Genomic DNA, 25,660 nt, shown 5'->3' with positions numbered 1-25,660 from the left:
TCCTTTGTCTGCGGGTTCGTTGTGGCTTGTCGCGCAGTTCCTCGCGCCCCTAAAAACGGGGCGCTTTACTACCCCCTTCTCTGGAGAAGTTGATCATGAGTACGTCTACCCTGGAAGACGAGATCCGCGAGTTTGTTCTGAGCGCGGTCATTGACGACATGAACATCCTGATGAGCCGTGACGGCATCACGGACGACAGTCCGGTGACCGTCGGGGGGCTGGATGTCGACTCCCTGAGCCTGATCGAACTCACGTTGCGGCTGGAGTCGCGGTTCGGGGTCGAGATCCCGGACACCGACATCGAACCCCTGGCCACCCTGACCCTCGGCGGGCTCGTCGCCGAGGTCGTCCGACGCGGTGCGAAGGCATGAGCACGAGTACGGGGGCCACTGGCACCGACATCACCATCGACTCCGTACGGGAGTTGCTGTCCGACCGGAAGGTCTTCCCCGGGCTGCCCGACGATCTCGGCGAGGATGCCGAACTCGTCCTGGATTCCCTGGGGTTGGTGTGGCTGCTCCATGTGGTGGAGGAGCGGTACGGGCTGGTCGTCGAGCCCAGCGACGAGGACATCGCCGGGCTGACCTCGCTGCGGCGGCTCACCGGGTATCTGCGGGGCGTCCAGGAAGGGGGCGTTCGGGGTGAGTCGTGAGGTGACGGTCACCGGGTATGGCGTGCGCAGTGCCTTCGGCGAGGGGGCGGATGCTTTGCGGCGCGGGGTGTTCGCGGGGGTGCCGGCGTTTCGGCCGACGACCCGGTTCGATACCGGGCCGTATCGTACGGCGTTCGCGGCTGCCGAGCCCGACGGTGTCGCCGCGGTGGAGGGGTGGGCGTTGCGGCATGCGCTCGGGCGGTGTGGAGATGATGCTCTGCGCATGGCCGGGCTGGGTCGGGGTGCTGAGGCCGCTGTACTGCTTGGGGTTGCCGGGGATCATCGGAGTGTTACCCGGTACTGGCGGGGCGCCGGGGATTCCGTGCCGAGCGATGGGTCGTACGTAGGGCGCGGGCCGTCCGTGGCTGGTCGCGCCCACGCGGCGGAGCCGCAAATGTCACAGCCCCGCGCCCCTGTCGGGGCGCTGCACGCGGCGGAATTGGATCGCAGCCCCACGGACACCGCCTCCCCCCTCGCCGATGCCGTGCCTGCTCGGCTCGCCGAGTTGCTGGCCGGCCACCTCGGTCTGAACGGCCCCCGACTCACCTTCACCAACGCCTGTGTCGCCTCCGCCGCCGCCCTCATTCATGGGTGTCGGCTGATCTCGTCCGGGCGGGTCGATGTCGCTGTCTGTGCGGGTGGGTATCTCGTCGAGGAGGAGACCTTCGGGAAGTTCGACTCCGGGCGGGCCCTGTCGCGGGACGGGATGGTACGTCCGTTCAGTGCCGAGCGGACTGGGCTGTTGCTCGGCGACGGTGTCGCGGCCGTCGTGCTGGAGTCCGCCGAGCACGCCCGGCGGCGCGGGGCCCGGCCGCTCGCGTCCGTCGTCGGGTGGGGCGCCGCCACCGACGCCCACCACATCGCCCAGCCCCACCCGGAGGGTGCAGGCCTCGCACGCGCCGCCCGGCAGGCGTTGCGGCTGGCCGGGGATCCGGACGGGGCGTCCCTCGACTACGTCAACGCCCATGGCACCGGCACCAAGTACAACGACGGCGCCGAGACACGTGGTCTGCGCGCCGCCCTCGGGAAACGCGCCGAGTCGATACCGGTCAGCTCGACCAAGAGCACCACCGGCCACCTCCTGGAGGCCGCGGGCGTCGTGGAGTTCGTCATCACGATGCTCGCCCTGCTGGACGGCGTCCTCCCGCCGACCGCCGGATACGGCACCCCCGACCCGGAGTGCGACCTCGACTACGTACCGAACAGCCCCCGTCCCGCCGACCCGCGCCGCGCCCTCACCATCAACGCCGCCTTCGGGGGCGCCAACACCGCACTCGTCCTGGAGCGGCCATGACCACGACCGACTCGGCGGTCGTACGAGGTTCCCTTGCCGTCCTCGCCGCCGCCACCGCCACCCACGGCACCGGCCGGGGCGACGACATCGCGCTGCCGAAGCTGCCCGGCTTTGTGGAGTCGGCGTTCAGTCCGCTGGCCTACGAGGTCGCCGCGAGGTGTCTGACCGTGTGCCCCGGGGACGGGGACCGTACCGCCGTGGCGCTGGTCAGTCTCGCGGGCGACACCACCACCGCCGATCTGGCCAGCTCACGCATGGTGTCCGGGCGGGTCCACAACCCGCTGCTGTTCATGCAGGCCACCGCCAACTCGGTGCTGGGGCACATGAGTCGGGAGTTCGGGGTCACCGGCCAGATGTTCAGCCTCTCCACCCTCGCCGACCCGCTGGCCGAACTCCTCGACATGGCCGCCCTGTTGCTGGAGGACCCGGAGCTGGACCGGGTTCTGGTGCTCGGTGTGGAGCTGGGGGGTGGCGGGCGCGTGGCCGCCGTGCGCCGTGAACTGGCCGCCGTGTACGGGGGTTCGGTCCCCGACTCCCCAGACCTTCCCGCTTCCGGCGGCCTGGCGGCTGCGGTGTTGCTCGCCCGACCCGGCGACGCGGCCGGGGCGCAGACGTCGATCGGGTCCGCCGGACCGCCGGTCGGGCAACCCGGCAGTATCCAGGGCCTGTTCGAGCTGGCCGCCGCCCACGCCGGACCACGTACCGAGACGGAGACCCATACCCATGCTCATCAGTAGGCAGGAGCGGGCCCGCATCTGCTCCGACACCGAACTGGGCGCCGGTAACATCCTGGCGCGGCTGGCCGCGTACGAGCGTCCGCGCGACGAGGTCGTGCTGCGTATGGACGGCAACTGGCAGGCCCCCGACGGGAGTTGGCCCACGCAGCTAACCCTCGGGGAGTTGTGCGAGGTCGTCGAGACCTACGCCGGCTGGTACGCCGCCCATGGTGTCCGGCCCCGCGACCCCGTCGCCCTCCACTCCTACTCCAGCGCCGAGTTCGCGGTGAACTTCCTCGCGCTGACGTCCCTCGGCGCGATCCCGTCGTTCGTCAACGGCAACCTGGCGCCGGACATCGCCCGGGAGTACGTACGACGGCAGGGGGCCGTCGGTGCGTTCACCGACCGGGAGCATCACGACGTACTGGCGTCGGGATCGGCCTCGGACCTGCGCTTCTGTGTGACCGCCGCCGATATCCGCCCCGAGCACCTCTCCTCGCTCCCGCCCTCCCCCTCCTACCCCTACCGGCACGACCCGACCGACCCGGTGCTCATCTCGCACTCGTCCGGAACCACCGGTATGCCCAAGGGAGTTCCGCACACCCACCGGACGCTGATGTACGCGCAGTTGCACCGCCTGCGCTACTCCACCGGCACCGACATGGAACGCACCCTGGTCGGACTGCCCGGCGCCCACAACGCGATGGTCGCGACGCTGCTCTACTGCCTGCTCCTGCGCACCGACATCAAGCTCCTCTCCAGCCAGCGCGGCACCGAAGTCCTGGACGCCATCGAGGAGTTCAGGCCCACCACCGTGCTGGCCTTCGCCGGGACCTTCGGCGAGATGGCCGCCGAGGACCTGACGGACCGTGATCTGTCCAGCGTGCAGGTGTGGTTCAACACCGGGGACGCGGCGCACGAGGCCCACATCCGGGCCCTCGTACGGCACGGCAGCCACCAGACCATCGGCAAGGATCTGCGGCGGGTACGGGTCGACGGCTCTGTCTTCGTCGACGGGCTCGGATCCTCCGAGGCCGGCTACTCCGTCTTCCACAACCGGCACACCAAGGACACCTCGGCCTACTCACGCTGCGTCGGCAGGCCGATCAGCTTCGCGGAGGCCGCCGTACTCGCCGAGGACGGCACCCCGCTGCCGGCTGGCGAGATCGGCCGCCTCGGCCTCAAGTCCCCGACACTCACGCCCGGTTACTGGAACGACTCGCTGACCTGGAACCGTATGCGCCTCGGCGGCTACTGGCTCACCGGCGACCTCGCCCACCAGGACGAGGACGGCAACTTCTACCACCTCGACCGCGCCCCGGACGCCATCCGCACCCGCGCCGGCGTCGTCTTCAGCACCCGCACCGAAGAACTCCTGCTGCGCGAACTGCCCGAGCTGGCCGACTGCACGGTCGTCGGGGTCGCTGAGGACGGCGTACGGGCGGACTGGGACGGGGATGGGGTGGCGGACGCGTACGCGCTGCTTCAACTCTCCGATGAGGATGAGGTTTCGGCCGAAGAGGGCGTCGGCGACGAGGAGTTGACCGAGCGCGTGAACACGGCCCTCAAGGCCGCGGGCTTCCCCCCAATGACACGCGCCCTGCGCATGAAGCCCGACGACGTCGCCAAGGGCGCCACCGGAAAGGTCCTCAAGCGGGTCATGCGCGACCGTTTCACCGCCTCCTCCGCCGCCTTCTCCATCAAGGAGCGCCGATGACCACGGGCACCGAAGGCGTCAACTACCGTGCCCGCGCCGGTGAGGCGTACCGGCTCTGGTGGCAGCACGACGCCAACTGGTATCAGGCGGTGGCGAGTCGGTTCGGGCAGGACGCCGCGAACGAGCTGAACGCCGAGGCGCTGCGCAAGGTCGCGACGCATGTCGGACAGCGCGTCGGCCGCCTCTCCGGCCCGCTCCCCGACACCGGCGACACCCGCAAGGACCTGGAGGAACTCCGCCGCCGGTACGACGACTGCGGCGACCGGATGTTCCCGCCGGAACTCCGCAACGCCTCCACCGAGGTCGAGGAGGACGACCTGATCGTCCTCACGCTGCGCCGGAACTTCGCGATCACCATGGTGCGGATGGCAGGTTCCCTGGACGGCTACCGCTGCCCCTGCACCGACATCCACGCGGGCTGGTCCGAGGGACTCGGCATCACCCTCACCGAGAACCGCGCCGAGACCTGTCTCCGCGACGGCGACAAGGCGTGCCGCCTGCTGATGCGCGTACGCACCCCCCTCACCCACGCACATCCCGCTACTCACGACGGTACGGAGGACTGAGCACCGTGCGGATACTTGTCGCCGGAGCCACTGGCGTGGTCGGACATCCGCTGGTGGGCGCGTTACGGGCGCGCGGCCACCAAGTGAGCGCGCTGGTACGGGAGGAGTCCCGGGCCCGCGCCCCCGAGGCGGACGCGCTCGTGGTCGCCGACGCCCTCGACCGTGCCGCGCTGCTGGCCGCCGTGTCGGACGTACGCCCCGACGTGGTCGTTCATCAGCTGTCGGCGCTACGGCTGTTGCGCGACGACCCGCCCGAAGCCTTCGCGCGGACCGCCCGGTTGCGCACCGAGGGCACCGCCAACCTGATCGCGGCGGCCCGCGCGGCCGGTGCCCGGCGGCTGGTCGCGCAGAGCATCGCCTTCGCCGCCGCGCCGACCGGGGAGGCGGTCGTCGACGAGAGCGTGCCGCTGTACGTGGACGCCCCGGACCCGGGTTGGGCGGCCACCGTACGGGCGGTGGCCGACCTGGAGTCCCAAGTCCTCGACAGCGCATCGGAGTTGAGCGGGCTGGTGCTGCGGTACGGGACGCTCTACGGCCCCGGCACCGCGTACGCCCGTGCCGGCGGCGGCACGGCCGAACGCGTGCGGGCCGGGAAGTTGCCGCTGCCCGAGGGCGGGGCCGGGATCACGTCGTTCCTGCATGTGGAGGACGCCGTGGGAGCGGCGGTGGCGGCCGTGGAGTCCTCGGAGGCCGCCGGGGCCTTCCACATCACCGACGACGAACCGGCCCCCTCCGCCCAGTGGTTGCCCCACTACGCCGACGCGCTCGGCGCCCCTCCCCCTCGTACGATTCCGGCGGCGATGGCACCCCGGCTGCTCGGCTGGTTCATGGCCCACCAGTTGACCTCGGCGTCCGGCGCGTCAAATGCCCTGGCCCGTACGGGACTTGGCTGGAAGCCGCTGCGGCCGGGCTGGCGCGACGGGCTGGGCCAGGAATGACCGAACCCGCGCCCAGTCCGGGTGAGGTTCTCACCGTGTGTGTGATCGGCGCCGGTCCGCGCGGGCTCTCGGTCCTGGAGCGGCTCTGTGCCAACGCGGGCGAGGCCGGCCGCCCGGTCGTGGTCCATCTCGTCGACCCGTACCCGCCGGGGCCGGGCGCGGTGTGGCGTACCGATCAGCCGCCCGAGCTGCTGATGAACACGGTCGCCTCGCAGGTCACCCTGTTCACCGACGACAGCGTGCCGTGCGCGGGCCCGTCGATACCGGGCCCGAGCCTGTACGAGTGGGCACGCGCCCTCGGACCCGGGTTGTACCCGGCCCGGGTCCTGGCGGAGGCGCGGCAACTGGGACCGGACACGTATCCGACCCGCGCCTTCCACGGCCACTACCTGGAGTGGGTCTTCCGGCACCTCTTACACACCGCCCCCGACCTGGTCACGGTCCACACGCACCGCTCGACCGCCGTCGCCCTGGCCGACACCCCCGACGGGCGCCAGACGGTGACCCTGGCGGACGGCGACCGGCTGGCCGGGATGGACGCGGTCGTACTGGCCCTGGGACACGGGGAGTTGACCCCGGCTCCGGAGGAGAGGAACCTGCGCTCCTTCGCCGCCAGGCACGCCAGCGTGACCTACGTCGGTCCCGCCAACCCGGCCGACGCCGATCTGAGCGGCATCCAGCCGGGCACGCCGGTCGCCCTGCGCGGACTCGGGCTGAACTTCTTCGACCAGCTCGCGCTGCTCACCGAAGGCCGGGGCGGCACCTTCAAACAGGGCGACCGGGGTGCGGGCCTCGTCTACATCCCGAGCGGCAACGAACCGGTGCTGTACGCCGGTTCGCGGCGCGGAGTGCCGTACCACGCGCGCGGCGAGAACGAGAAGGGTGCGCTCGGCCGCCACCGTCCGCGCTTCCTGACCCCGGAGATCATCGCCGGACTGCGGCGGCGTCCGGTCGGCTTCCGGGCGGACATCTGGCCGCTGATCGACCGCGAGGTACGGACCGTCTACTACGAGGCGTGGATCCGGGCCGCCCAAGGACCCTGGGCGGCAGCGGAGTTCGTCCGGTCCTGCTTCGCGGGGCTCGATCCCGAGCCGGTCCTCCTCGACCGGTACGAGGTACCGCCGGACAAGCGCTGGGACTGGCGGCGCGTGGAACGCCCGTACGGGGAGCGGCATTTCACCTCCCGGGCCGACTTCCGGGAGTGGCTGCTCGGGTATCTGCGCCGGGATGTCGTCGCCGCCCGGCTCGGCAATGTGAACGGGCCGCTGAAGGCAGCCCTGGACGCGCTGCGGGATCTGCGCAACGAGGTCCGGCTGGTGGTCGATCACGGCGGGGTCTCCGGTGCGTCGTACCGGGCCGAACTGGACGGCTGGTACACGCCGTTGAACGCGTTCACGTCGATCGGCCCGCCCGCGTTCCGGATCGAGCAACTGATCGCGCTGATCGAGGCGGAGGTGGTGCAGGTGGTCGGTCCGGGGATGCGGATACGGATGGTGGACGGTGATCCCGGTTTCGGTGAGGCCGGGTTCGGTGAGGCCGGTTTCCTCGTGGACGCGGAGGGGGTGTCGGAGGCGCCGGTGCCGGTGAGGGCGCTTGTCGAGGCGCGGCTGCCCGACATCGACGTGCGGCGGAGCGCCGATCCGCTGGTGCGGGGGCTGTTGGCGGAGGGCGGGTGCGTCCCGTACCGCCCGGGTGGCCATGAAGAGTTCGAGTCGGGCGGGATGGCGGTGACCGACGGCGCTCCCCGGCTGCTGGACGCGTCGGGACGACCGCACCCCCGCCGGTTCGCGTTCGGGGTGCCGACGGAGGGGGTGCGCTGGGTGACGGCGGTCGGCATCAGACCTGGCGTGGGCTCGGTGACGCTGGAGGACTCGGACGCGATCGCGCGGGCGGTGCTGGGGCTGGAGGAGCGCGAAGTGGTTTCGTACGGCGATGAGTTGATGGCTGGTCGAGTATCGGGCGCGGGGAGTGGACGCGGATGAAAGGGAGAGAGTTGACCGCGTCCTCCGTCGGCACCGACGCGGGGCTGCTCGCCCCCACCTGGGCGGGTACGCCGGCGGCGGCCGAGGTGACCGACGAGGCGTGGCTCCAGGCCATGCTGGACGTGGAAGTGGCCCTGGCCCAGGCCCAGTTGGCGGTGGGACTGACACCGGCGTCGGCGGTGGCGGCGATCGCCTCGGAGGCCCGCGCGGACCGCCTCGACCTGGTCGCCCTGGCGCACGCGTCCCGGGCCGCAGCCAATCCGGTCGTCGCGCTCGTCACCGCGCTCACCGAGGCGGTCGCCGCGAAGGACCCGGCCGCCGCCGAGTACGTCCACCGGGGTTCGACCAGCCAGGACATCCTGGACTCGGCGGCGATGCTGATCGCCCGCCGCGTCCTGGCCCTGATCTCCACCGACCTCGAACGCACGGCCACGGCCCTGGCCGCACTCGCGGACACCCACCGCCACACCGTTCTGGCCGGCCGCACCCTGGCCCAGCACGCGGTACCCACCACCCTCGGTCTGAAGGCGGCGACCTGGCTCCAACTCGTCATGGACGCCCGTACGCGAGTAGTGGCGGTGGCAGCCGCACTCCCGGCCCAACTCGGCGGAGCGGCGGGCACGTTGGCGGCGTACCGCGAATACGCGGCCCTCGACGGCGGGGCGGTGAGGGCGTCCGAGGGTGCGGGCGGCGTCGAGCTGCTGACCCCCTTCGCGAAGGCCCTCGGCCTGGCCGAACCGACCCTCCCCTGGCACACCGTACGCACGCCGATCGCCGAACTGGGCGCGGTGCTTCAGCTGGTCACCGGGGCGCTCGGCAAGTTCGCGCTGGACGTGCAGACGCTGTCCCGTACGGAGATCGGCGAGGTCTCCGAACCGGCGGCGACGGGACGCGGAGCCTCATCGGCGATGCCGCAGAAACGCAACCCTGCCCTCGCGACGCTGATCGTGTCGGCGGCCCGCCAAGTACCGGCGTACGCACTGGTGTTGGCGCAGTGCCTGCTGGCCGAGGACGAGCGTCCCGCCGGGGCCTGGCACGCCGAGTGGCAGCCGTTGCGCGAGGCCCTGCGCCTGACGGGCGGCGCGGCGCACACGGCGGTGGAGCTGGCGGAGGGCCTGATCGTCCACCCGGACCGCATGCTGGCCAACCTCCACCTGACGGGCGGAGCGGTCGTGACCGAGCGCCTGGCGGTGGCACTGGCTCCGGTACTCGGCAAGGCGAGAGCGAAGAAGCTCCTGGCGACGGCTTCGGCGGAGGCGGCGGAGACGGGCCGTCCGCTGACCGAACTCCTGGCCGGACACCAGGAGTTGTCCGAGAACCTCACCCCAGCCCACCTGTCGGACCTGCTCGACCCGACCCGCTACACGGGCGCGTCGGACGCCCTGATCGACCGAGCACTGCGCGCATACGAGGGCAACGGAGGCGTCGTCCGATGGGCAAAGTGAGAGTGAGCGATGTGATCGGTACGGGCGGTACGGGCGGTACAGGCGGTACGACCGGTACGGGGAAGCCCCGGTCGTCCTGGCCGGTCCTCCTGGTCGTGGTCTGCGCCCAGATGCTGATCTGGCTGGACACCTCGGTCCTCAACGTCGCCGTCACCACCCTGGCCGACCCGGCCGACGGACTGGGCGCGTCCCAGGCCGAGTTGGAGTGGGTGGCGAGCGCGTACACGCTCGTCTTCGCGGGCGCCCTGTTCGCGGGCGGCGCGCTGGCCGACCGTTTCGGCCCCCGGACCACGCTCCTGGCGGGCCTGGCCCTGTTCGGCGCGGCCTCGGGAGCCGGTGCGTTCGTCTCGTCCCCCGGCTGGCTGATCGTGGCGCGGGCCGTGATGGGCGCGGGCAGCGCACTGCTCATGCCGGCGACGCTGTCGGTGATCGTGCAGAGCACCCCGGAGGAGAAACGTACGCGGGCGATCGCGATCTGGAGTTCGTCCAGCGGACTCGGCGTGGCCGTGGGCCCGGTGGTCGGCGGGGCGCTGCTCAGCAACTTCTGGTGGGGCTCGGTGTTCCTCGTGAACGTACCGATCGTGGCGCTGTGCATGGCCGGAGTGGCAGCGGTCGTACCGGAGTTGAAGAGTCCGAGGCGCCGCCAACTGGACCTCCCCGGCCTGACGTTGTCGGTCGTAGGCCTCGGCGGAGTCGTCTACGGGATCATCGAGTTGGGCAACGGCCGGACCTGGTACGGCCCCCACGTCCTCCTCCCCCTCCTCCTGGGCGGCGCGTTGCTGACCGCGTTCGTGGCGGGTCAGCGCAAGTCACCGGCCCCCAGTCTGGACGTACGACTGTTCCGGCAGCCCGGGTTCGCGGCGGGCAGCGTCGTGCTGCTGATCGCGTTCATGGCCCTGGCCGGTCACCTCTTCTACGCGGCCTTCTACCTCCAGGGCCCGCGCGGCCTCTCCCCCGCCGATGCCGGGACGGTGATGATCGCCGCAGCGATCGGCATAGTCCTGGGCAGCCAGGCATCCCCCGCGATGAGCCGCCGTCTGACGGCCCGTTGGACGGTGGCGGCGGGAGTCCTGGCCACGGCGGTCACGTACATCGCGTACGCCTGGCTGGACGGCGGCACCCCGATCTGGTTCATCGCCACGCTGCTGTGGGTGCAGGGCTTCGGCATGGGCCTGGTCGGTACGCCGGTCACGGCCGTGATGATGAGCGGGGTGCCGCCGCAGCTGGCGGGCGCGGGGTCGGCGGTCAACAGCGTCACGCGGCAGGTGGGCGGGACGCTGGGGGTGGCGATGGCGGGCTCGATCCTGTCCGGGGTGTACCGGTCGCGCATGTCGGACGCCTCAGAACTACCGCAAGCGGTACGGGAGTTGCCCGCGCCCGTCACGGAACAGGCCCGCGAGTCCGCGGAGGCGGCCCGCTCCCTGGCCGACTCCCTCCACCTGCCCGAACTGGCGACGACGGCCGACCGGGCCTTCCTCGACGCGATGTACGCGGCCACCCTCTCCATCGCCGCCCTGGCCCTGATCGGCTTCGCGGTGTCGGTGGTGGGCCTGCGGACACGGGCGACGGAACCGCGAGCCGCCGTCCCGTCGAAGGTGGACTCCGCGTAGCGGACGCAACCCGGAAGAAGGAGGAACAGAGGGTGGAGGAGAGGAACTTGGAGAGCGAGGCCATGATGGCGCAGGCGGCGCCCCGTTCGGTCTTCGTCACCGGCGGGAACCGGGGGATCGGGCTGGCGATAGCCCGCCGTTTCGCGACGGCGGGGGACCGGGTCGCGGTGACGTACCGGGAGGGGAGGCCGACAGCGTCGGAGGGATTCCTGTCCGTACGCTGCGATGTGACGGACAGTCAACAAGTGGATCAGGCCTTCAAGGAGGCCGAGGCGGCACACGGCCCGGTGACGGTCCTGGTCGCCAACGCGGGCACCTCGAACGACCGTCTGCTGGTCCGGATGACCGAGGACGACTTCGCCTCGGTCATCGACACCAACCTCACCGGGGCCTTCCGGGTCACCCAGCGCGCGGTACGCGGAATGCTCCGCGAGGGCCACGGCCGTATCGTCCTGATCTCCTCGACGGCGGCCCTGCACGGCTCGGCCGGCCAGACCAACTACGCGGCGGCGAAAGCGGGTTTGATCGGCTTCGCCCGCTCCCTGACCCGCGAGCTGGGCCCAAGGGACATCACCTGCAACGTGATCGCACCCGGCCTCACGGAAACAGACATGAGCGCCGCCCTCACCCCCGACCAGCGCCGCGACCTCCTCCGCCAGACCCCGGCGGGCCGACTCGGCCGCCCGGAGGAGATAGCGGACGCGGTGGCGTTCGTGGCGGGGGCGGGGGCCGGGTATGTGCGGGGGGCGGTGATTCCGGTGGACGGGGGTGCGGGTTTGGGGCATTGAGGGGGGCGGGCGCGAGGTTCCCGTCTGCCTCGCGGTCCACGGATATCGGGCGTGGTCGTGCGCGCCGGAAAGACAGGGTCCGCGCCTGCTCAGGCCACCGAGGACTGCCCGGTCACCGCCCCGGTCGATGGTCAGCGACGCGTCCAGCGCCTTGGCCAGGCGGGTGAGCAACGGCAGGGTGGGTACGGAGTCCCCGCCCTCGATGTGGGAGATCTGCGACTGGGTCATGCCGGCCCGCCGCGCCCGCGCCGGCTCGGACTGCGACAGACACTCGTTCCCCCGGGAGAATCCGCGCCCTGCGGCACACCCAGCAGCTGCAGAATATAGAAGTACACTTTATGAAAACGTACTTCTAGTTTCTGGGGCGCCCGTGAAGAAGCCCGCCGAGATGTTCGACCGGGAATACGAGTGGTCGGCGCTGAGTCGGTTCATCGCCGACCCGCAGCCCGGCGCGACCCTCGGGGTGGTCTCCGGACGTCGCCGCCAAGGCAAGACCTTCCTGCTGGAGGCCGCCTGCCGGGCCACTGGAGGGTTCTACTTCGGTGCCACCGAGGCCGCCGACGCCGAGTCGCTGCGCCGGATCAGCACGGCGTTGACCGCCCACGTACGCCCGGCCAGCCCCTTCCACTTCGCCAACTGGTCGGAGGCCGTCGACGAACTGCTCGCACTCGGCTCCGAGCGGCCCGTCCCCGTGGTGATCGACGAGTTTCCCTACCTCGCCAAGGGCAACCCCGAACTGCCGTCGATCATCCAGGAGGCGCTGCGGCCCCTGCGCGACCAGCGCACCGCCTCCCGCACGCGACTCCTCCTGTGCGGCTCGGCCCTGTCCTTCATGGGCCGACTGCTGTCCGGCAACGCACCCCTGCGCGGACGAGCGGGCCTGGAACTTATCGTCCGCCCACTCGACCATCGCCTCGCCGCGGAATTCTGGGGCATCACCGATCCCCACCTGGCGATGAAGGTGAACGCGATCGTCGGTGGCACACCGGCCTACCGGCGCGAGTTCGCACGCGGCGACTCTCCCGAGGGACCGGACGACTTCGACGACTGGGTCATCCGTACCGTCCTCAACCCCGAAAGCCCCCTCTTCCGCGAGGCCCGCTACCTGCTCGCCGAGGAACCCGACCTCCGCGACACCGCCCTGTACCTGTCCGTCCTGGCCGCCGTCGCCGACGGCAACTCAACCCGCGGTGGCATGGCCGGCTACCTGGAGCGCAAGGCGGTCGACCTCGCGCACCCCATCAACGTCCTGGAAGACGCCGGACTGCTGCACCGGGACGCCGACGCCTTCCGCGAGAACCGGCCCACCTATCGCATCGCAGAACCACTGATCGCCTTCCATCACGCGATCATGCGCCCGGTCTGGGACCAGCTCGAACGCCCCGGCAGTGCGGCACGGGTCTGGCAGGCCAGCCGCCGCCGCTTCGTCAGCAACGTACTCGGACCCCACTTCGAGCAGGTCTGCCGCGAATGGGCCCTGCACCACGCGGACCCCGAACTCCTGGGCGGTCTGCCCGCCCGGGTCGGCCACGGCATCGTGCACGACCCGAAAACCCGCACCAGCCACGAGGTCGACGTGGCGGTCATCGGCATCGCCGACGGTCACTCCAAGCCGCCGCTCCTGGCCATCGGCGAGGCCAAGTGGAACGACACCATGGGCATCGCCCACATCGACCGCCTCCGACACATCCGAGACCTCATCACCCAGGCCGGCCGCTACGACACGAGCGACACCCGGCTCATCTGCTTCAGCGGAGCGGACTTCAACGGCAAGGCGCACGCGTCCTCGGAAACGAACCCCGACGTCCGGCTGATCGACCTCACGGCCCTCTACAGCCCCACCTCACACACGCCTTAGCATCGGCGCATGCGCTTATGGCGGAGTCATGACACGGTCGCGGCCCTCCCTCGCGATCCCCGGGCCGACGAGTACCCGATGCCGATCGTTCCGTACGGGTGGTACGCCGTGCTCCGCAGTGGCGAGCTGCGTCCCGGGAAGGTCGTCAGCCTGCATTACTTCGGGAAGGCGCTCATCGCCTTCCGGGGGACCGACGGGCGGGCGACCGTGCGGGACGCGCACTGTCCGCACTACGGCGCGCATCTGGGCGCCGGCGGGAAGGTCGTGGACGGGACGGTGGTGTGTCCGTTCCACGGCTGGCGGTTCGGCGCGGACGGCAAGTGCGTGGAGGCGCCGTTCGCCGCCCGCACCCCCAAGGTGTCCCTCGGGGGCTTTCCGGTCCGCGAGCACAGTGGACTCGTCTTCGTGTACGCGGGGCCGGGCGAGCCTTCGTGGGAGGTGCCGGAGATCCCCGAAACGGGGTCCCGGGACTTCGCGGCGCCGATCGACGACATCTGCCGGGCGCGCATCCACGTCCAGGAGATGCGCGAGAACATCGTCGACGAGTCCCACTTCCACTTCATCCACGGCCAGAGCGAGCCCCCGTACAGGAGTGGCGGGAGGACGGCCCGTACGCCGAGGCCCGCGGCCGGATCTCGCGGCGTGTCCTCGCCTGGGACATCGACAACACCTTCGACGCGTTCATGTACGGCCCGGGCGTGATGGTGGTCCGCGTCCACGGCCCCGTCCTGTCGCTGACCGCGGTGGCCCTCACCACCCCCGTCGACGACAGCACGAGCGAACTCCGCATGCTGTACTACCTCCGCAAACCGGCCCGCTTCCCCTTCCTCACACCTGCGCTCAAGCTCGCCTTCCGCGCGGAGGCCCTGGGCGAGGTACGCGAGGAGCTCCGGATCTGGGACCAGAAGATCCACCAGGCCCGCCCGGTGCTGCTCCCGCACGAGAAGGGGATCAGAGCGCTGAGGCGGTGGTATGGGCAGTTCTATCCGCCGGAGGTGACGATTCCGGGGGCGTGTCAGCCGACCCCGTCGAACGCGCCCGGCTGTTCGCAGCTCTGATCAGCAGCGACGAGGGCGCCCGCGCGATTCTGCTCGCCCTGCCCGAGGTCTTTCCGTGGACCCGGCACCTGTCGACGGAGGAGGTACGCGAGTTCGTCGTCGACCTCGTGAACGCAACCCATGACGTCGCAGACCTGGACGTGCACACCAACCTGCACCGAGTCATAGTCGAATGGCGCGCCACCGCCAGAATCCTCGCGGACCCCGACCTGACGGCACAGCTGACCACCCCGCTCCCGGACGAGGACCACGGCGAGGTACCCGCTCCATGAGCCCCAAACCCCCGACCGTGCGGCCGGGGGTGTCCGTTTTTCTACTCTGCGGTCAGTGTTTGACATGCTCCACAAAGGCGCCCCAGGCTGCTTCGGAAGCAACCAGGATTGGCCCGCGAAAATTCTTGCTGTCGCGCACGGGGACAACGCCGGGGAGGTCTTTGGAGACCTCTAGGCAGTTGCCACCGTTGTTGCTGTAGGAGGACTTGACCCAGTTCTCCACGTCGGATGCAGTGAACGTGGTCGGCTGTATGTTCATTCTGAGATCTCTCGCGATAGCTGGTTCAGGATCTTCGGAGTGTCGCGCGGGGGAAGGGCGTTCGACGTCATGGCGTCGAACATCCGGGAGAACCGACCGACTTCGCGCGGCTTGTCGGTGACGGCGACGGTCCGCATCGCGGTATCGCTCTGGATGGTTGTAGGCAGGCCGTCGTCGAGGATCATGATGTTCACGTCGTGGAAAGCCACGTAACCCCGTTCCCCGTGGGGGAGAACCTGGATGGTGACGTTCTCCAGGGCGGCCAGCTCGATCAGTTCTGCGTACTGGCCACGCATCACGTCCGCGCTGCCGACGGGATACCGCAGAGCCGGTTCGTTGAGAACCACCCAGAGTTTCACGGGGTCGTCCTCACGCGTGAGCGCCTCCTTCCGCTTCATACGCATGCGCACGCTCTGCTGCACAAACTCCGTCGTGCTTTCGTCGATGAGCTTGTGCAGTTCGTGTACGGCTTCCGCGTATGCCTCGGTCTGAAGCAGGCCCGGGATGACGGACGGATGGAAGGCCCGGATCTCCCGCGCTGCCGCTTCGATGCCGAGGAAGCGAGGCATGCCGGAGAGCATGTTCGTACTGCCGTCCAACCACCACTCCCGGCTGGACGCCTCCCGCTGGAGAGCGACCAGGCGGTCCGTCTGATCCTCGTCGGTGATCCCGTAGCGCTCCAGCAGTTCCCGCAGGTGGCCGGCCTGCCGGAAGGACTTCCAGCCTGTCTCGACACGCTGGAGGGTGCTCTCGTCGATGCTCAGGCCGTCGACAGCCTGAGCCATGGTGAGCCTGGCCTCCTTGCGCAACTGCCGTAGTTCATGGCCGAGTCCGATCCGCCTGGCGGTTGGCTGAGGTTTTGCGGCCATGTGCTCCCCGATCCCGCGCATGTGCGCGCGTTGCGTGCGATGTGTTCAGCCTTGCATCCGGTGCGCGCGCCGCGGAAGCCATGCGCATGCATCGGCAAGTGCCAATTTTCCCACTGAGGCTGATTACTGGCAGATTCTATTGCGACTGCCGGACGTTGAGGAGGACGGTGATCCCGAGACGAAAAGACCCCGGCGAGTCGGTCAGGACCCCCGGGGCATGGACCACCAACTGCATAGGAGTTGATGAACATGGCCGAGCGTAGCGCTGCCGCGCTGCACTGGGTTGGGGTGACCCTGGTTCTCTGGGGCCTCACCCGCCTGATCCCGCCGACCGGCATCCGCCGGAAAACTCCGACGACGGCGCCAACCGTCATGACCAGTGCGAACGCCGGTGACCTTGCCGGTTCGGCGGTACGGGTGCCCGCTGCGCGCCGGTCGCCGTACAGCGCCGACCGCGCACCCCTGGACGGTTCCGCGTCCCGACTGTCCCGGCCCTACCTCCCCGCCGTCACTGACCTTGTTGTCCACGCAGAACCGAGCACGGCGGGGGCCCGATGACCGGCCGGCGGGGTACCAGGCTTCAAGCGGCCGTACGGCAGGCCGAGTTGCCGATGCTGCGCGCCTACCGGCTCTGGTTCGAGCACGCCCGCAAGTGCGCCGAATGCAAGCCCGCCAGCAAAGCGATGGACGGGTGCGAGAACGGACAGGGGCTGTGGGGCGCCTACCGCCACGCGTACGACGGAGGTGCCGGATGACCACCCATCCCACCGACACCTGCGGGACCGTTCGCGCCTCGCTGTTCTACCGGGCACCGATCCTCAGCGAGACCGGAGCGTGCGTCCTCCGCAAGAGGCACGAGGGAGACCACCAGGATGCCAAGGGCGCACGCTGGTACGTGATTCCGCTCGTCGGCGGACCGGACCTCGGCGGGGAGAAGGGCCCCGCGACGACCCCCGAACCGACCTGGACACCGGAAGCCCCATTCCGTTCCACCCGCTGCGTCCTGGGCCAACACCCCGGGTGCCGCGACTCCGAACCCCGCGACACCGGCGTACCCGGAGTCCGCTACCTCGTGTGCACCTGCGTCTGCCACCACCCGGCACCGGCGACGGGAGCTGTCGATGAACTCCACTGACTCCAGGCCGAGTTGGTGGCAAGTGCAACACGCGCCAGTGGTCTGGTCAGGCGGCCGTCTCACATCCGGGACCTCAGTACGTCGACCTCACAGCCCGGCGCGAAGGGGTGGAAGCCGTGCTCGGTCAGCCAGCGAACACTCAGCAGGCTTCGTAACGACCACCACGCGTGGATCACGTCGAGGTCGATGTCGGTGCCGTAGCCGGTGACGACGTCTTCGAGGTGTTCCTCGTGTCCGAGCGTGAAGGTGGCGAGGTCGTGCAGGGCATCGCCCTGGCCCGCCTCGGACCAGTCGATGATGCCGGTGACCTCGTCGCCGTCGACGAAGACGTGCGCGATCTGCAGGTCGCCGTGTGTGAACGCGGGAGTCCACGGCCGGAGCGCGGCCTCGGCGACCTGGCGGTTGCGGGTGACCAGGTCGGCGGGCAGGAGGCCGTTCGTCACGAGCGAGCCGCACTCGTGGTCGAGTTCCGCCGTCAGCGCGGCGATGCTCCGGCCGGCCTGGCCAGGTCGGGGTGGCAGGGGTGCTTCGTGCAGCCTCCGGATGGCGGCGCCCGCTGCGGCCCACGCCGCCGACGACCCGGTCGACGGCCCGCCGAGGCGCCCGAGCGTCGTCCCCGGGAGTGCGGCGATCGCAAGCACGTGCGGCTTGCGCCACAGGATGTCCGGGGTCGGGACCGGCACGAGGGACATCGCCTCGACCTCGGCGTCGAGGCGCGCCTGATCGGCGTCCACCTTCAGGAACACGTCACCGACGCGCAGAGTCACGCGCTCGGAATGGGCGACGACGACTTCGACCTCATCCATGGGCGACCAGTATCCCGGGGTCGATCGCCGACGTCGCCGGGTTTGTCGCGTGCGAGTACGCGGCTGACCGCGTCCCGAAACCCGGCGGCCTCGTGCACGACACCGGCCTCTGACCAGGTCAAGCCCACCACTTTTGCCAGGAGTCCTTAGCACCGCAGCACCATCCACAAGTCGGGTTCCGGTGTTTTCGCCGGAACCCGTTCGGCGAGGAGATACGGTCCGATGCCGTGGGGCGACGCCAGGAGCGCGCCCCCGCCCTCCTTTCCTCTCTTCTCCGTGCGGGAGTTGTGACATGGGTGGTCTTCGATTGCTTTCCGGAGAAGAGGTCGACAGAGCTCTGTCGGCCATGGCCGACAGTTCGGCCGTTCTGCTCCGGGAGTGCGAAGCCGAAGAACGGCGCATGGAGGAGTTGGAGGCGCTCAGCGAGGCCGGTATTCGGCAACACGCTGACAGGAGGCAGAGTTCCAGGTACGACGCTGAAACCGTGCTGCTGACGGTCCGTCTGGATCTGGCCGTCCGCTGCGCCAAGGCGCACCGCGACGCCGCGCGCGAGTTCGTCTGCTGGTGGCTGGACACATCCCTGGCTGCCTGGAATTCCGCCGTCCACGGAACGCCGCTGCCTCACGCCCGCATGGGTGCAGCCGCGCCGGACACCTTGATGACCGACGAAGAGATGTCGATCCTGCCGAGTGCGGACGAACAGACGCGTCAGCTCGTGGAGTTGGGCACCTTCCTGGGCGCCCCTCGGCCGGATTCCGTATCCGGCGATGACGATGACCTCGTAAGCATGACCGCCGACCTGGCGGCCCGCGCCGGACTGTTCGTCCAGCAGGACGACGCGGGCGGTATCAGCGTGGTGGACAGTGCCGATCCTGAGGCGCGACGCCGCCGCCTCTGGGGAGACCTCTGGCTCGAACACGGCATTCCGGCCCTGCCCGAGCCGGACGAACTCGACGTTCTCCTCGACCGCACACCCGGCGAGGCAGCGGACCGCCTGCGGAGCGCCACTCAGGAAGTGATCCGAGCTGTCATGGCCGGATCGCGTGCCTCCGAAATGGAAGCCGCCGAGGACCCATGGACACCCGCAGACATTGATGAGTACGACCGACTCTCCGACCAACTGAATCGTCTGACGAACCTTCTCGCCGACTGCGCACAGATCATCACCGACAGCCTTCCCAGGACCCGGGCGGCGAACCAGAGTCGGACCGGCGCCGACTGAACTGTTGCGGAGCGGGGCGGGGCACGGCTGCCGTCGTTCGGGGCGGCTGCGCCCGGCCGCTTCCCGTACTGGATCTCAGGACCCCTTGATCAGCTTCTTGATCTGCCGGCGACGCCTGGCCGTCCCCGTCGTCCGACGACGACGCGCACGCGGCGGACACCGCAATGCGCACGTGCGGCCCCCTGAGTGCCGCTTCGCTTCCGGAATCGTCGTCGGTGTTCAGTCTGGACGTTCAGGGGTCATACGACGATGCACGTCATCGCCGCCCACAGCAGCGGCGAGTGTTCGGTCCTGCCCTCCGATCGCCAGTGGTCCAGCTGTTCGCGCTGCCAGTCCGCCAAGCTGCTTACCGGGTCGGGGTGTTCGTGGGCCCTGTCTATCGCGCATATCGCCTCCGACAGGGGGCGTACCGACTCCGGGACCTTGGCCAAGTGGTGGTAGGCGAAGCTTGTGGGGAGGGTCCAGCGGGTGGCTGTGACCAGGGCGGCGCCGTTGTGGAGCATGGCCGTGGCCAGGCCGAGCGGTTCCGTGAAGCGGAGGTCGGCGGCGCTCTCGCAGCCGATCAGGGCTACCCGGGGTGGTGCGGGCCAGATACGGGAGCCCGGTTCGCCGTCTGGGCGGAGCGGCAACGTGCCCAGTAGGAGGTCCTTGGCCGACAGGGGGCGGTGGGTGCGGATCGGGTCGGTCAGGCCTGTGGTGTTCGGGCCGCAGCAGAGGTGGAGCGTGCCGTCCTCGCTCTGGCCGCCGGTTACAGGTGCGCCGCTCACGTGGCCTACGTAGAGGAGTCTGCGGGCGCCCTTGCGCAGCACCTCGCTCAGCCAGTCCCTGTCCTGGTCCGTGCGGCGGAACGCCTCCGCCGGGGTGGCGATGGATGGTGCGACCGTGGTCGTGTCGAGGTGGTTCTGGACGAGGGCCAGCAGCTCCGGGTCCGAGCCCGGTGGGCCCAGGACCGAGCCGAGCGGGGAGTCCGCACGGAATCCGGGGACCCTGGGGTCCAGGACCAGGACGACTGTTTCGGAGGGGGACGCGGACCTGTCTTCTTCGTCTTCGGGGGTCGTCTGCCTTCTCAGTGACGTCGGTGCCGTCGTCACCACGTCCGCCAGGTCCAGGAGTCGGATGTCTGTCCCGTCTTGTACAGCCAGTAGCTCCCAGGGGACCTGGGCGACCCGTGGCGACGGCTGGATCCGGATCAGGGGGCGGCCCGCTCGTGCCGACACCTGGCGGATCTGTGCCGTCAGGCCCTCCGGCCACAGTGCCTCCGCCAGCGACCGGGCGAGGTTGCGCTCTGTGTCGTGGGTCGCCAGCGGGCTCGTCTCGAACGCCCGGCGCATACCCGTCGCGCCCTCGCCCGACGCCGGCAGCGCCTCCGCCAACTCCCCCACCGCCCGGTCGACTTCGTCGGCGGGGGCTCGGCCCGTGCCGAAGCCCTTCGCGCCGCCCGCCCAGGTCCAGGTCATGAACAGGTCGCCGGCGTCGGCCAGTCGGACCTGGACCACTGGGCGGCTCGTCAGATCATCGGTGATCCAGAAGGGGATCTCGTCGTCGTTCACGATCCGGCGGCGATAGCGGAACTCGGCCGCCGCGATGTACTCCTGGAGTGCGACCCGGCCGGGGCCCTGGGCCGCCATCCGTACCTTCGGGGGCGGTGCGACGCGCAGGCCCGCCGAGGCGGCTGCCTCCGCCGCCACTCCCCCGAGACCGGGCCCGAGCGTCGTCGGGGCGTCCGCTCGCTCGTACGCCCTCTCCGCCTTCATCGCCGCGTTCGGGAAGAGCGATGTGCCCGCCTCGGCCGTCGTCGACGGGCGTGGATCGGGCGCCAGGGACAGGGTCGCGCCCGCGCTGCGGTGTTCCACCAGTTCGAAGAGCAGGCCCTGGTCCTGGCGTCGTACTGCCAGGCGGAACGCCAACTCCATGCCCTCGTCCGCCAGTTGGAGCCACTGGGCGCGGGCACGGGCGGTCGCGAAGTCGTAGCGGGCCGCCTGGAGGGTGAGGGCTGCCGGGAGTGCGAGGGAGAGGGCGTTGTCGATCGAACGTCTCTCGTGGGCGCCGTGGTCCGTCCGGTTCAGGTTGTCCTCAAGCGTGGTCGCCAGCATGAGGTCGACCTGTGCGCAGCGCTCGTACACCTCCCGCTCCTGGTAGACGTCACGGGCCGTCTGGGCCAGGCGCTTCATCTCCTCGATGTCGCCACGGGCGTACGCGTGTTGAGCGCCCAGCAGCATCGTGTCGGCGGCTGCGAGAGAGGCGCCGAGCTGCTCGAAACGGGACAGGCTCGCCGTCGTCAGGTCGCCCGCGCTTGTCATGTCGCCGCGCCGGCCCGCCAGGTAGGCGCGGGCCTGTTCGCAGGCCGCCAGGTCGCCGTGCAGTTGTTGTTGCTCGAAATATGCGGACGCCTCCGCGAACAGGCGTTCCGCCAGGGCGTGTTCGCCCCGGTCCATCGCGACCCATGCCCGGTACGCGAGCATCGACCGCTGCTCGCCGATGTCCCCCAGGGCCCGGTAGCGCTCCTCCGCGCGGGCGAGATGGTCCTCGGCCTCGTCGAACCGGCCGGTCGATGAGCAGATCATGCCCAGGGCGGTCAACAGGCGCGGGACCGTCTCCAGTTGCGTCGCGTCGGTTGTCCCCAGGGTGGGCAGCAGCGCCGTCGCGAGGTCCTCCGCCGGGCCCCACTCACCCCTGTCCATCAGCAACAGCACCCGGTTCAGGGCCAGTTCGGACGCTCGCAGTCCCTCGGGGTCGTCGAACTCGGGCAGTCTGACCGCCGCCTCGTCCAGGCACGCCAGCGCCTCGTCCAGGCGGCCGGTTCTGCGGAACAGGTCGCAGCCGGCGATCAGCGTCCTCAGCAGCATCTCCAGCCACAGTTGACGGCCGCGCGGGCCCATCGGCGCCGACGCGATGCCGTCGAGCAGGGTGCGGGCGCGCTCCACCGCGTCCTCGGCTCCGGCCAGGTCCGTGGCGGTGAGCCGGACACTCGCGAGGTTGGAGAGCAGGTGGGCTCGCAGGAAACGTACGTCGGGCGAGTCCTCGATGGACTCCGCGAACGTGAGCAACTCGTCGTAGACGGCGCACGCGGCCGACAGGTCGCCCGCCAGCTGGTGCTCCTCGGCCAGGGCGAAGGCGCTGTCGAGCGGCTCCCCGTACAGCTGCGTCCCGCCAGCGGTCGTGGCCTGCTCGCCCTGCGAGATCTCCTCGTTCGACATACGTCAGTGGTCCTCGTCAGTAGTCCTCGTCGGTGGCTGCTGCCGCGGTCTCGGCGAGGAACGGGGCCGAGGGTGTGTCGTGCGGCGACCCGTCGTGTGCCGTAGGTTCTGTCGCCGCGGTCAGTCGTCGCCGAGCGAGGGCTCGTACGGCTTCACGGGCCGCGCGGTCGCCCGGCGTGCCCGTGACCGGGTCGAAGCCCGGCAGCAGGACGCCGACCTCGATACTCGGCGCCGATATCCCCGCCAGCAGGTCCGGGTCCAGCTCGCGGCGGCCCGTCCACAGGTCGTCCCGTCTGGTGAGGGGCACCCGGTGCGGGTCGCCGCCGTCGACGTGGACCTCCGCGACCAGCGGCGCGCCGGTGGTCGGCGCCGTGCTGTGGGCGACGACCTCGACCTCGATCCGTCGCCGTGCGCCCAGTGCACGGGCGGTCCAGGTCACCGCGCCCTCGGCCGCGTCGACGAAGCCGGGCGGGTAGCGGCGCCAGTCGTTGGTCCCCTGGCCCCGGGCGATCAACCGGCCGCCGGTGCCCAGTGGTTCGCCCGCCGCCAGGGCGTAGCCGTCGGGGCGGGCGAACAGTACGCCGAGGTCGGTCGACGGGTCGGCGGGGCCTCTCCCGTCCAGGGCCGAACGGAGGTCGCGCAGGGCGGGCCCGTCCAGTCCGGCGGTGTCCGCCGCGTCGTCGATCAGCCGTAGGACGCTCTCCAAGTGGCTTGCCACATCCACCTGTTGGGGTGTGCCTCGCCACCACTGGAGGAGGGGGTCGAGGGCCGCCTCGTGGTCCGCGATCAGTTCAGCGGCGCAGTCGTCCGGCTGATCGTCACCGTAATCGCCGCCGCCGTCGAACAGTTGCTGGCAGTGGTGGGTCAGCGCGGCCAACTCCAGGCCCAACAGGTCCGGTTGGAGGGCGGGTATCGCGTCCGGGTAGGAGGCCGGCCACCACCTGGCCGCCCAGTGGCCGAGGGCGAGCCGGGCGGCGCTGCCCGCGAGGGCGGTCGGGTGCGCGATCACTCGTACTCCGGTCAAGTCCCCCGTCGTACGGCCGCAGTCGTGGACGACGGCGGCAACACGCTCGCCGTACAGCGCCCACAGCCACTGCTGGGCCCGCCCCGGATCGTGGATCTGCGCCGACGGCAGACACCCAGGGGTACCGAGGACCGGCCAGGTCAGGACCGCGCCCGCCACATCGAGGACCGCCCGGGTGAAGTCCGCTTCCATGGCGGGCACTTCACCGTCCACGGCGATCCGAACCGTGCCGTCCTCCTCGCCCCGCGAGACCCGCACGGCAACGCCCGACCCCGCCCCCGCCATCACGCGCTCCTCGCCCCGGCCGCCGGCGCACGGCTGCCCGTCGACAGGCCGCGCAGCGCCGAGCGGACGCGAGCCCGGTGGTCCATCATCACCGAGCGGGCGACACCGTCGAGCACCGACCAGGCCGACGCGAGGTCCGGCAGGGGTGCGTCGCGGACGTCGCGGCCGTGCAGCCGTACCCACAGGCGTCGCATGTAGGCGGCCCACGGGGTACGGAGGTCCTGGGCGAGGGCGTCCAGGACGCCGCCGTCCGGGTCGGGGTACGGCGAGACGGTCATCCGGCGGGCGCGCAGCACCGAAGCCTCCCGCTGCCAGCGGCTGTTGACGGCCCGGTGCGCCGCCGTCCGGCCGAGCGAGCCCCCGGTGCCCAGCGGGTCGAGGCCCGCCGCGAGCCGGCCGCCGAGGACGACCGCGACGCGCAGGCTCTCGTCGTAGAGGCCGAGCGGGGCGCAGCTGCGGCCGGTCTCCCGTGCGACGAGTTCCGGCACCGTCGGCAGTTCCTCCCGGTGGGCCGACGACTGGAGGACGACGAAGAGTCGCTCGAAGAGCGTGCGGTCCAGCGGCGCGGGCAGGGTAGCCGTCGAGGCACCCCGGCCGACCTCGGGCCGTGGCGGTGTCCGCCGTCCGGTCAGCCCGAGATGGGGCGGCAGGTCGTCGCGGCCCCAGACCCCGCTCGTGTACGCCCACAGGGCCCGGCCGAACAGGTCGCCGTGGCCCGCCTCGACCATGGCGGTGTACGACGGTGAGGTGCGCGTCGCGTCCGGTGCGCCGCAGGTGTCCAGGGCCTCGGCGGCCCGTGCGGTGATCGCCGCGATCGAGGCCGCGTCGGCGGTGGCCGGGGGTCGGCGCTCCCAGGCGGCGGCCAGTTCGCCGTCGAGCCGGAACCGCCTTGCGGCGTCGGCCAGATGGTCCTTGAGGGCGTCCACCGTACGTCCGCCGGGTGTGTCCGCCACCTCCTCGACGACAGCCCTCGCCGTCGCGTCCCCATCGAGCGAAGGCGCCCCGTGCTCGGTGGCCAGCTCGAAACACCGCTGGAAATACAGGTCCTGGGGGTTACCCGCGACGATGCCCAGCGCTCGCCGCGCCTTCTTCAGCAGCGTGAACCACTGTGCCGTCGCCGCGAGACGCGCACCGGACTCCCGGATCAGCCCGTCGAGACGCGCGGCCTGCGCCGGTTCGAGGAAGTCCGCCGCGAGTTCGGGACGCAGCGCCGGTCTGACGATCAGCGGCAGCAGGATCAGCTTGACCGTCCGGGTCAGCGGTGCCCCGCCGGGGCCGCTCAGCGGTTCCAGGCCAGGTCCGAGGCCGCGCCAGGCACGGTCGATGACCAGGGCGCGCGGTCGGCGCTCACCGGTCGGCTGCTGGCTGGAGGACGGCATGCGAGGAGCGTACGCCGAGAAAAAACGGGCGGTCACGGCGAGGGGAAACGGGGCGGACGGGCGGCCGAAACCTGGGATCGGTAGGCGTCGCGGCCCGCCTAGCGTCCATCTCGTCATCGTCGGATGAGGGAATCGAGAGGGGAACAAGTCATGGGAATCTTCGGGCGCCGCAAGAGCCGTGAGGAGAAGGCCGCCGAGATCGTGGGCAAGGTGGCGAGCGGCAAGGGTTTCTACGGCCGGACCACGCGCGCGTTCCTCGGCCAGGAGGACTTCGCCAGGGTGCAGCAGTCGATCGGCGCCTACAACTCGGGCCTCGACGTTCAGCAGTTGCTCGCCGCAGGGGTGCCGACCATACCGGCCGTCGTCGTGTCGATCGGCGACACCGGCAAGCTGATCAACTACGACCCGGTCGTCGACCTGGTCCTCCAACTGCCCGGCGCCGCCGACCGGATCGCCCTCCAGACCATCGTCTCCAAGCTGCGGATCCCGCGTACGGGCGACCAGGTGCTGCTCATCGCCGACCCCGCCCGCCCCGGTGCCTACCTCTACGCCGGTGACGGCGTGGCGACGGACAGGCCGGAAGCCTGA

Annotated in this window: 26 protein-coding genes and 1 pseudogene; 20 read left to right on the top strand and 7 right to left on the bottom strand. The window is 70.7% G+C overall.

All coding sequences use genetic code 11. The features are described from left to right. Positions 1-95 precede the first annotated feature (95 nt). The 11 genes from ACFYXF_RS36940 (at position 96) to fabG (ending at position 11,708) form a co-directional block, all read left to right on the top strand. Positions 96-371, top strand: coding sequence for an acyl carrier protein (locus tag ACFYXF_RS36940; RefSeq protein ID WP_389356336.1), 276 nt, complete (start codon positions 96-98; stop codon positions 369-371). Continuing rightward, positions 368-652: an acyl carrier protein gene (locus tag ACFYXF_RS36935; protein ID WP_389356335.1), complete on the top strand. Its 285-nt coding sequence runs from the start codon at positions 368-370 to the stop codon at positions 650-652. Before ACFYXF_RS36940 ends, ACFYXF_RS36935 begins: the two co-directional genes overlap by 4 nt. Then, a complete protein-coding gene (locus ACFYXF_RS36930; RefSeq protein WP_389356334.1) occupies positions 642-1,946 on the top strand; it encodes a beta-ketoacyl-[acyl-carrier-protein] synthase family protein in 1,305 nt (434 codons plus the stop codon). The genes ACFYXF_RS36935 and ACFYXF_RS36930 overlap by 11 nt, the downstream gene beginning before the upstream one ends. Continuing rightward, entirely contained in the window at positions 1,943-2,683 is a 741-nt protein-coding gene (locus ACFYXF_RS36925; protein WP_389356333.1) for a hypothetical protein, read from the top strand. The genes ACFYXF_RS36930 and ACFYXF_RS36925 overlap by 4 nt, the downstream gene beginning before the upstream one ends. Further along, positions 2,670-4,379 (top strand): class I adenylate-forming enzyme family protein, encoded by a 1,710-nt coding sequence (locus ACFYXF_RS36920; RefSeq protein WP_389356332.1) that lies wholly within the window; start codon positions 2,670-2,672, stop codon positions 4,377-4,379. The genes ACFYXF_RS36925 and ACFYXF_RS36920 overlap by 14 nt, the downstream gene beginning before the upstream one ends. Then, on the top strand, positions 4,376-4,945 hold the full coding sequence (locus ACFYXF_RS36915; protein WP_389356331.1) for a hypothetical protein: 570 nt from the start codon (positions 4,376-4,378) through the stop codon (positions 4,943-4,945). The genes ACFYXF_RS36920 and ACFYXF_RS36915 overlap by 4 nt, the downstream gene beginning before the upstream one ends. Before the next feature lie 5 nt (positions 4,946-4,950). Continuing rightward, positions 4,951-5,883, top strand: coding sequence for an NAD-dependent epimerase/dehydratase family protein (locus ACFYXF_RS36910; protein ID WP_389356330.1), 933 nt, complete (start codon positions 4,951-4,953; stop codon positions 5,881-5,883). After that, positions 5,880-7,865 carry an FAD/NAD(P)-binding protein gene (locus ACFYXF_RS36905; RefSeq protein ID WP_389356329.1) on the top strand — a complete coding sequence of 662 codons (1,986 nt, stop codon included), beginning with the start codon at positions 5,880-5,882 and terminating at the stop codon, positions 7,863-7,865. Before ACFYXF_RS36910 ends, ACFYXF_RS36905 begins: the two co-directional genes overlap by 4 nt. Positions 7,866-7,876: 11 nt before the next feature. Then, positions 7,877-9,310: an adenylosuccinate lyase family protein gene (locus tag ACFYXF_RS36900; protein WP_389356328.1), complete on the top strand. Its 1,434-nt coding sequence runs from the start codon at positions 7,877-7,879 to the stop codon at positions 9,308-9,310. Then, the gene (locus ACFYXF_RS36895; protein WP_389356327.1) at positions 9,298-10,920 is read left to right on the top strand and encodes an MFS transporter; all 1,623 of its coding nucleotides are present in this window, start codon (positions 9,298-9,300) and stop codon (positions 10,918-10,920) included. The genes ACFYXF_RS36900 and ACFYXF_RS36895 overlap by 13 nt, the downstream gene beginning before the upstream one ends. Before the next feature lie 65 nt (positions 10,921-10,985). After that, on the top strand, positions 10,986-11,708 hold the full coding sequence (fabG, locus tag ACFYXF_RS36890) for a 3-oxoacyl-ACP reductase FabG (protein WP_389356472.1): 723 nt from the start codon (positions 10,986-10,988) through the stop codon (positions 11,706-11,708). 111 nt (positions 11,709-11,819) lie between these two features. On the opposite strand, the pseudogene ACFYXF_RS36885 reads toward fabG, so the two are convergent. Beyond that, positions 11,820-11,975: pseudogene (locus ACFYXF_RS36885) on the bottom strand (helix-turn-helix domain-containing protein); the annotation flags it as partial. A gap of 103 nt (positions 11,976-12,078) precedes the next feature. Here ACFYXF_RS36885 and ACFYXF_RS36880 point away from each other — a divergent pair. Genes ACFYXF_RS36880 through ACFYXF_RS36865 form a run of 4 tightly spaced genes read left to right on the top strand, consistent with a single transcriptional unit; the run spans position 12,079 to position 14,896 of the window. Further along, positions 12,079-13,566 (top strand): ATP-binding protein, encoded by a 1,488-nt coding sequence (locus ACFYXF_RS36880; protein WP_389356326.1) that lies wholly within the window; start codon positions 12,079-12,081, stop codon positions 13,564-13,566. Positions 13,567-13,575: 9 nt separating this feature from the next. Then, positions 13,576-14,268, top strand: a complete 693-nt coding sequence (locus ACFYXF_RS36875; protein ID WP_389356325.1) for a Rieske 2Fe-2S domain-containing protein — start codon at positions 13,576-13,578, stop codon at positions 14,266-14,268. After that, entirely contained in the window at positions 14,250-14,624 is a 375-nt protein-coding gene (locus ACFYXF_RS36870) for a hypothetical protein (protein WP_389356324.1), read from the top strand. Before ACFYXF_RS36875 ends, ACFYXF_RS36870 begins: the two co-directional genes overlap by 19 nt. Further along, positions 14,579-14,896 carry a prevent-host-death family protein gene (locus ACFYXF_RS36865; RefSeq protein ID WP_389356323.1) on the top strand — a complete coding sequence of 106 codons (318 nt, stop codon included), beginning with the start codon at positions 14,579-14,581 and terminating at the stop codon, positions 14,894-14,896. The genes ACFYXF_RS36870 and ACFYXF_RS36865 overlap by 46 nt, the downstream gene beginning before the upstream one ends. A gap of 52 nt (positions 14,897-14,948) precedes the next feature. Here the strand turns inward: ACFYXF_RS36865 and ACFYXF_RS36860 are convergent, their stop codons facing one another. Both ACFYXF_RS36860 and ACFYXF_RS36855 read right to left on the bottom strand, forming a co-directional pair. Beyond that, the gene (locus tag ACFYXF_RS36860) at positions 14,949-15,155 is read right to left on the bottom strand and encodes a DUF397 domain-containing protein (RefSeq protein ID WP_389356322.1); all 207 of its coding nucleotides are present in this window, start codon (positions 15,153-15,155) and stop codon (positions 14,949-14,951) included. After that, a complete protein-coding gene (locus tag ACFYXF_RS36855; RefSeq protein ID WP_389356321.1) occupies positions 15,152-16,024 on the bottom strand; it encodes a helix-turn-helix domain-containing protein in 873 nt (290 codons plus the stop codon). Before ACFYXF_RS36855 ends, ACFYXF_RS36860 begins: the two co-directional genes overlap by 4 nt. Before the next feature lie 249 nt (positions 16,025-16,273). Between ACFYXF_RS36855 and ACFYXF_RS36850 the strand changes: the two genes are divergently transcribed. The 3 genes from ACFYXF_RS36850 to ACFYXF_RS36840 are packed head-to-tail and all read left to right on the top strand — an operon-like array spanning position 16,274 to position 17,159. Beyond that, on the top strand, positions 16,274-16,582 hold the full coding sequence (locus ACFYXF_RS36850) for a hypothetical protein (RefSeq protein ID WP_389356320.1): 309 nt from the start codon (positions 16,274-16,276) through the stop codon (positions 16,580-16,582). Further along, positions 16,579-16,779, top strand: a complete 201-nt coding sequence (locus ACFYXF_RS36845; RefSeq protein WP_389356319.1) for a hypothetical protein — start codon at positions 16,579-16,581, stop codon at positions 16,777-16,779. The genes ACFYXF_RS36850 and ACFYXF_RS36845 overlap by 4 nt, the downstream gene beginning before the upstream one ends. Then, on the top strand, positions 16,776-17,159 hold the full coding sequence (locus tag ACFYXF_RS36840; protein ID WP_389356318.1) for a hypothetical protein: 384 nt from the start codon (positions 16,776-16,778) through the stop codon (positions 17,157-17,159). Before ACFYXF_RS36845 ends, ACFYXF_RS36840 begins: the two co-directional genes overlap by 4 nt. 59 nt (positions 17,160-17,218) lie before the next feature. Here the strand turns inward: ACFYXF_RS36840 and ACFYXF_RS36835 are convergent, their stop codons facing one another. Further along, positions 17,219-17,965 (bottom strand): phosphotransferase, encoded by a 747-nt coding sequence (locus ACFYXF_RS36835; protein WP_389356317.1) that lies wholly within the window; start codon positions 17,963-17,965, stop codon positions 17,219-17,221. A gap of 292 nt (positions 17,966-18,257) precedes the next feature. Here ACFYXF_RS36835 and ACFYXF_RS36830 point away from each other — a divergent pair, with 292 nt between their 5' ends. Further along, the gene (locus tag ACFYXF_RS36830; RefSeq protein ID WP_389356316.1) at positions 18,258-19,187 is read left to right on the top strand and encodes a hypothetical protein; all 930 of its coding nucleotides are present in this window, start codon (positions 18,258-18,260) and stop codon (positions 19,185-19,187) included. Between the two features lie 239 nt (positions 19,188-19,426). Here ACFYXF_RS36830 and ACFYXF_RS36825 read toward each other — a convergent pair whose 3' ends face one another. From ACFYXF_RS36825 to ACFYXF_RS36815, 3 genes are read right to left on the bottom strand one after another with little or no spacing between them, the layout of a single operon-like run. Beyond that, positions 19,427-22,384, bottom strand: a complete 2,958-nt coding sequence (locus tag ACFYXF_RS36825; protein WP_389356315.1) for a hypothetical protein — start codon at positions 22,382-22,384, stop codon at positions 19,427-19,429. Between the two features lie 16 nt (positions 22,385-22,400). Then, complete coding sequence (locus ACFYXF_RS36820; RefSeq protein ID WP_389356314.1) at positions 22,401-23,693, bottom strand: hypothetical protein; 1,293 nt, start codon at positions 23,691-23,693, stop codon at positions 22,401-22,403. Then, entirely contained in the window at positions 23,693-25,072 is a 1,380-nt protein-coding gene (locus tag ACFYXF_RS36815; protein WP_389356313.1) for a hypothetical protein, read from the bottom strand. The genes ACFYXF_RS36820 and ACFYXF_RS36815 overlap by 1 nt, the downstream gene beginning before the upstream one ends. A 150-nt stretch (positions 25,073-25,222) precedes the next feature. Here ACFYXF_RS36815 and ACFYXF_RS36810 point away from each other — a divergent pair, with 150 nt between their 5' ends. Next, the gene (locus ACFYXF_RS36810) at positions 25,223-25,660 is read left to right on the top strand and encodes a hypothetical protein (RefSeq protein WP_389356312.1); all 438 of its coding nucleotides are present in this window, start codon (positions 25,223-25,225) and stop codon (positions 25,658-25,660) included.

The sequence above is a fragment of the Streptomyces sp. NPDC002680 genome (genome assembly GCF_042889145.1).
GTDB classification, from domain to species: Bacteria; Actinomycetota; Actinomycetes; order Streptomycetales; family Streptomycetaceae; genus Streptomyces; species Streptomyces adonidis.
This window is presented reverse-complemented; position numbering and strand designations above follow the sequence as displayed.

Coding starts and splice junctions, on each gene's coding strand:
- ACFYXF_RS36920 (WP_389356332.1), top strand. CDS start 2,670: ATGCTCATCAGTAGGCAGGAGCGGGCCCGCATCTGCTCCGACACCGAA.
- ACFYXF_RS36860 (WP_389356322.1), bottom strand. CDS start 15,155: ATGAACATACAGCCGACCACGTTCACTGCATCCGACGTGGAGAACTGG.
- ACFYXF_RS36855 (WP_389356321.1), bottom strand. CDS start 16,024: ATGGCCGCAAAACCTCAGCCAACCGCCAGGCGGATCGGACTCGGCCAT.
- ACFYXF_RS36875 (WP_389356325.1), top strand. CDS start 13,576: ATGCGCTTATGGCGGAGTCATGACACGGTCGCGGCCCTCCCTCGCGAT.
- ACFYXF_RS36940 (WP_389356336.1), top strand. CDS start 96: ATGAGTACGTCTACCCTGGAAGACGAGATCCGCGAGTTTGTTCTGAGC.
- ACFYXF_RS36830 (WP_389356316.1), top strand. CDS start 18,258: ATGGGTGGTCTTCGATTGCTTTCCGGAGAAGAGGTCGACAGAGCTCTG.
- ACFYXF_RS36840 (WP_389356318.1), top strand. CDS start 16,776: ATGACCACCCATCCCACCGACACCTGCGGGACCGTTCGCGCCTCGCTG.
- ACFYXF_RS36845 (WP_389356319.1), top strand. CDS start 16,579: ATGACCGGCCGGCGGGGTACCAGGCTTCAAGCGGCCGTACGGCAGGCC.
- ACFYXF_RS36905 (WP_389356329.1), top strand. CDS start 5,880: ATGACCGAACCCGCGCCCAGTCCGGGTGAGGTTCTCACCGTGTGTGTG.
- ACFYXF_RS36850 (WP_389356320.1), top strand. CDS start 16,274: ATGGCCGAGCGTAGCGCTGCCGCGCTGCACTGGGTTGGGGTGACCCTG.
- ACFYXF_RS36815 (WP_389356313.1), bottom strand. CDS start 25,072: ATGCCGTCCTCCAGCCAGCAGCCGACCGGTGAGCGCCGACCGCGCGCC.
- ACFYXF_RS36810 (WP_389356312.1), top strand. CDS start 25,223: ATGGGAATCTTCGGGCGCCGCAAGAGCCGTGAGGAGAAGGCCGCCGAG.
- fabG (WP_389356472.1), top strand. CDS start 10,986: ATGGCGCAGGCGGCGCCCCGTTCGGTCTTCGTCACCGGCGGGAACCGG.
- ACFYXF_RS36895 (WP_389356327.1), top strand. CDS start 9,298: ATGGGCAAAGTGAGAGTGAGCGATGTGATCGGTACGGGCGGTACGGGC.
- ACFYXF_RS36935 (WP_389356335.1), top strand. CDS start 368: ATGAGCACGAGTACGGGGGCCACTGGCACCGACATCACCATCGACTCC.
- ACFYXF_RS36825 (WP_389356315.1), bottom strand. CDS start 22,384: ATGTCGAACGAGGAGATCTCGCAGGGCGAGCAGGCCACGACCGCTGGC.
- ACFYXF_RS36870 (WP_389356324.1), top strand. CDS start 14,250: ATGTACGGCCCGGGCGTGATGGTGGTCCGCGTCCACGGCCCCGTCCTG.
- ACFYXF_RS36820 (WP_389356314.1), bottom strand. CDS start 23,693: ATGGCGGGGGCGGGGTCGGGCGTTGCCGTGCGGGTCTCGCGGGGCGAG.
- ACFYXF_RS36925 (WP_389356333.1), top strand. CDS start 1,943: ATGACCACGACCGACTCGGCGGTCGTACGAGGTTCCCTTGCCGTCCTC.
- ACFYXF_RS36915 (WP_389356331.1), top strand. CDS start 4,376: ATGACCACGGGCACCGAAGGCGTCAACTACCGTGCCCGCGCCGGTGAG.
- ACFYXF_RS36835 (WP_389356317.1), bottom strand. CDS start 17,965: ATGGATGAGGTCGAAGTCGTCGTCGCCCATTCCGAGCGCGTGACTCTG.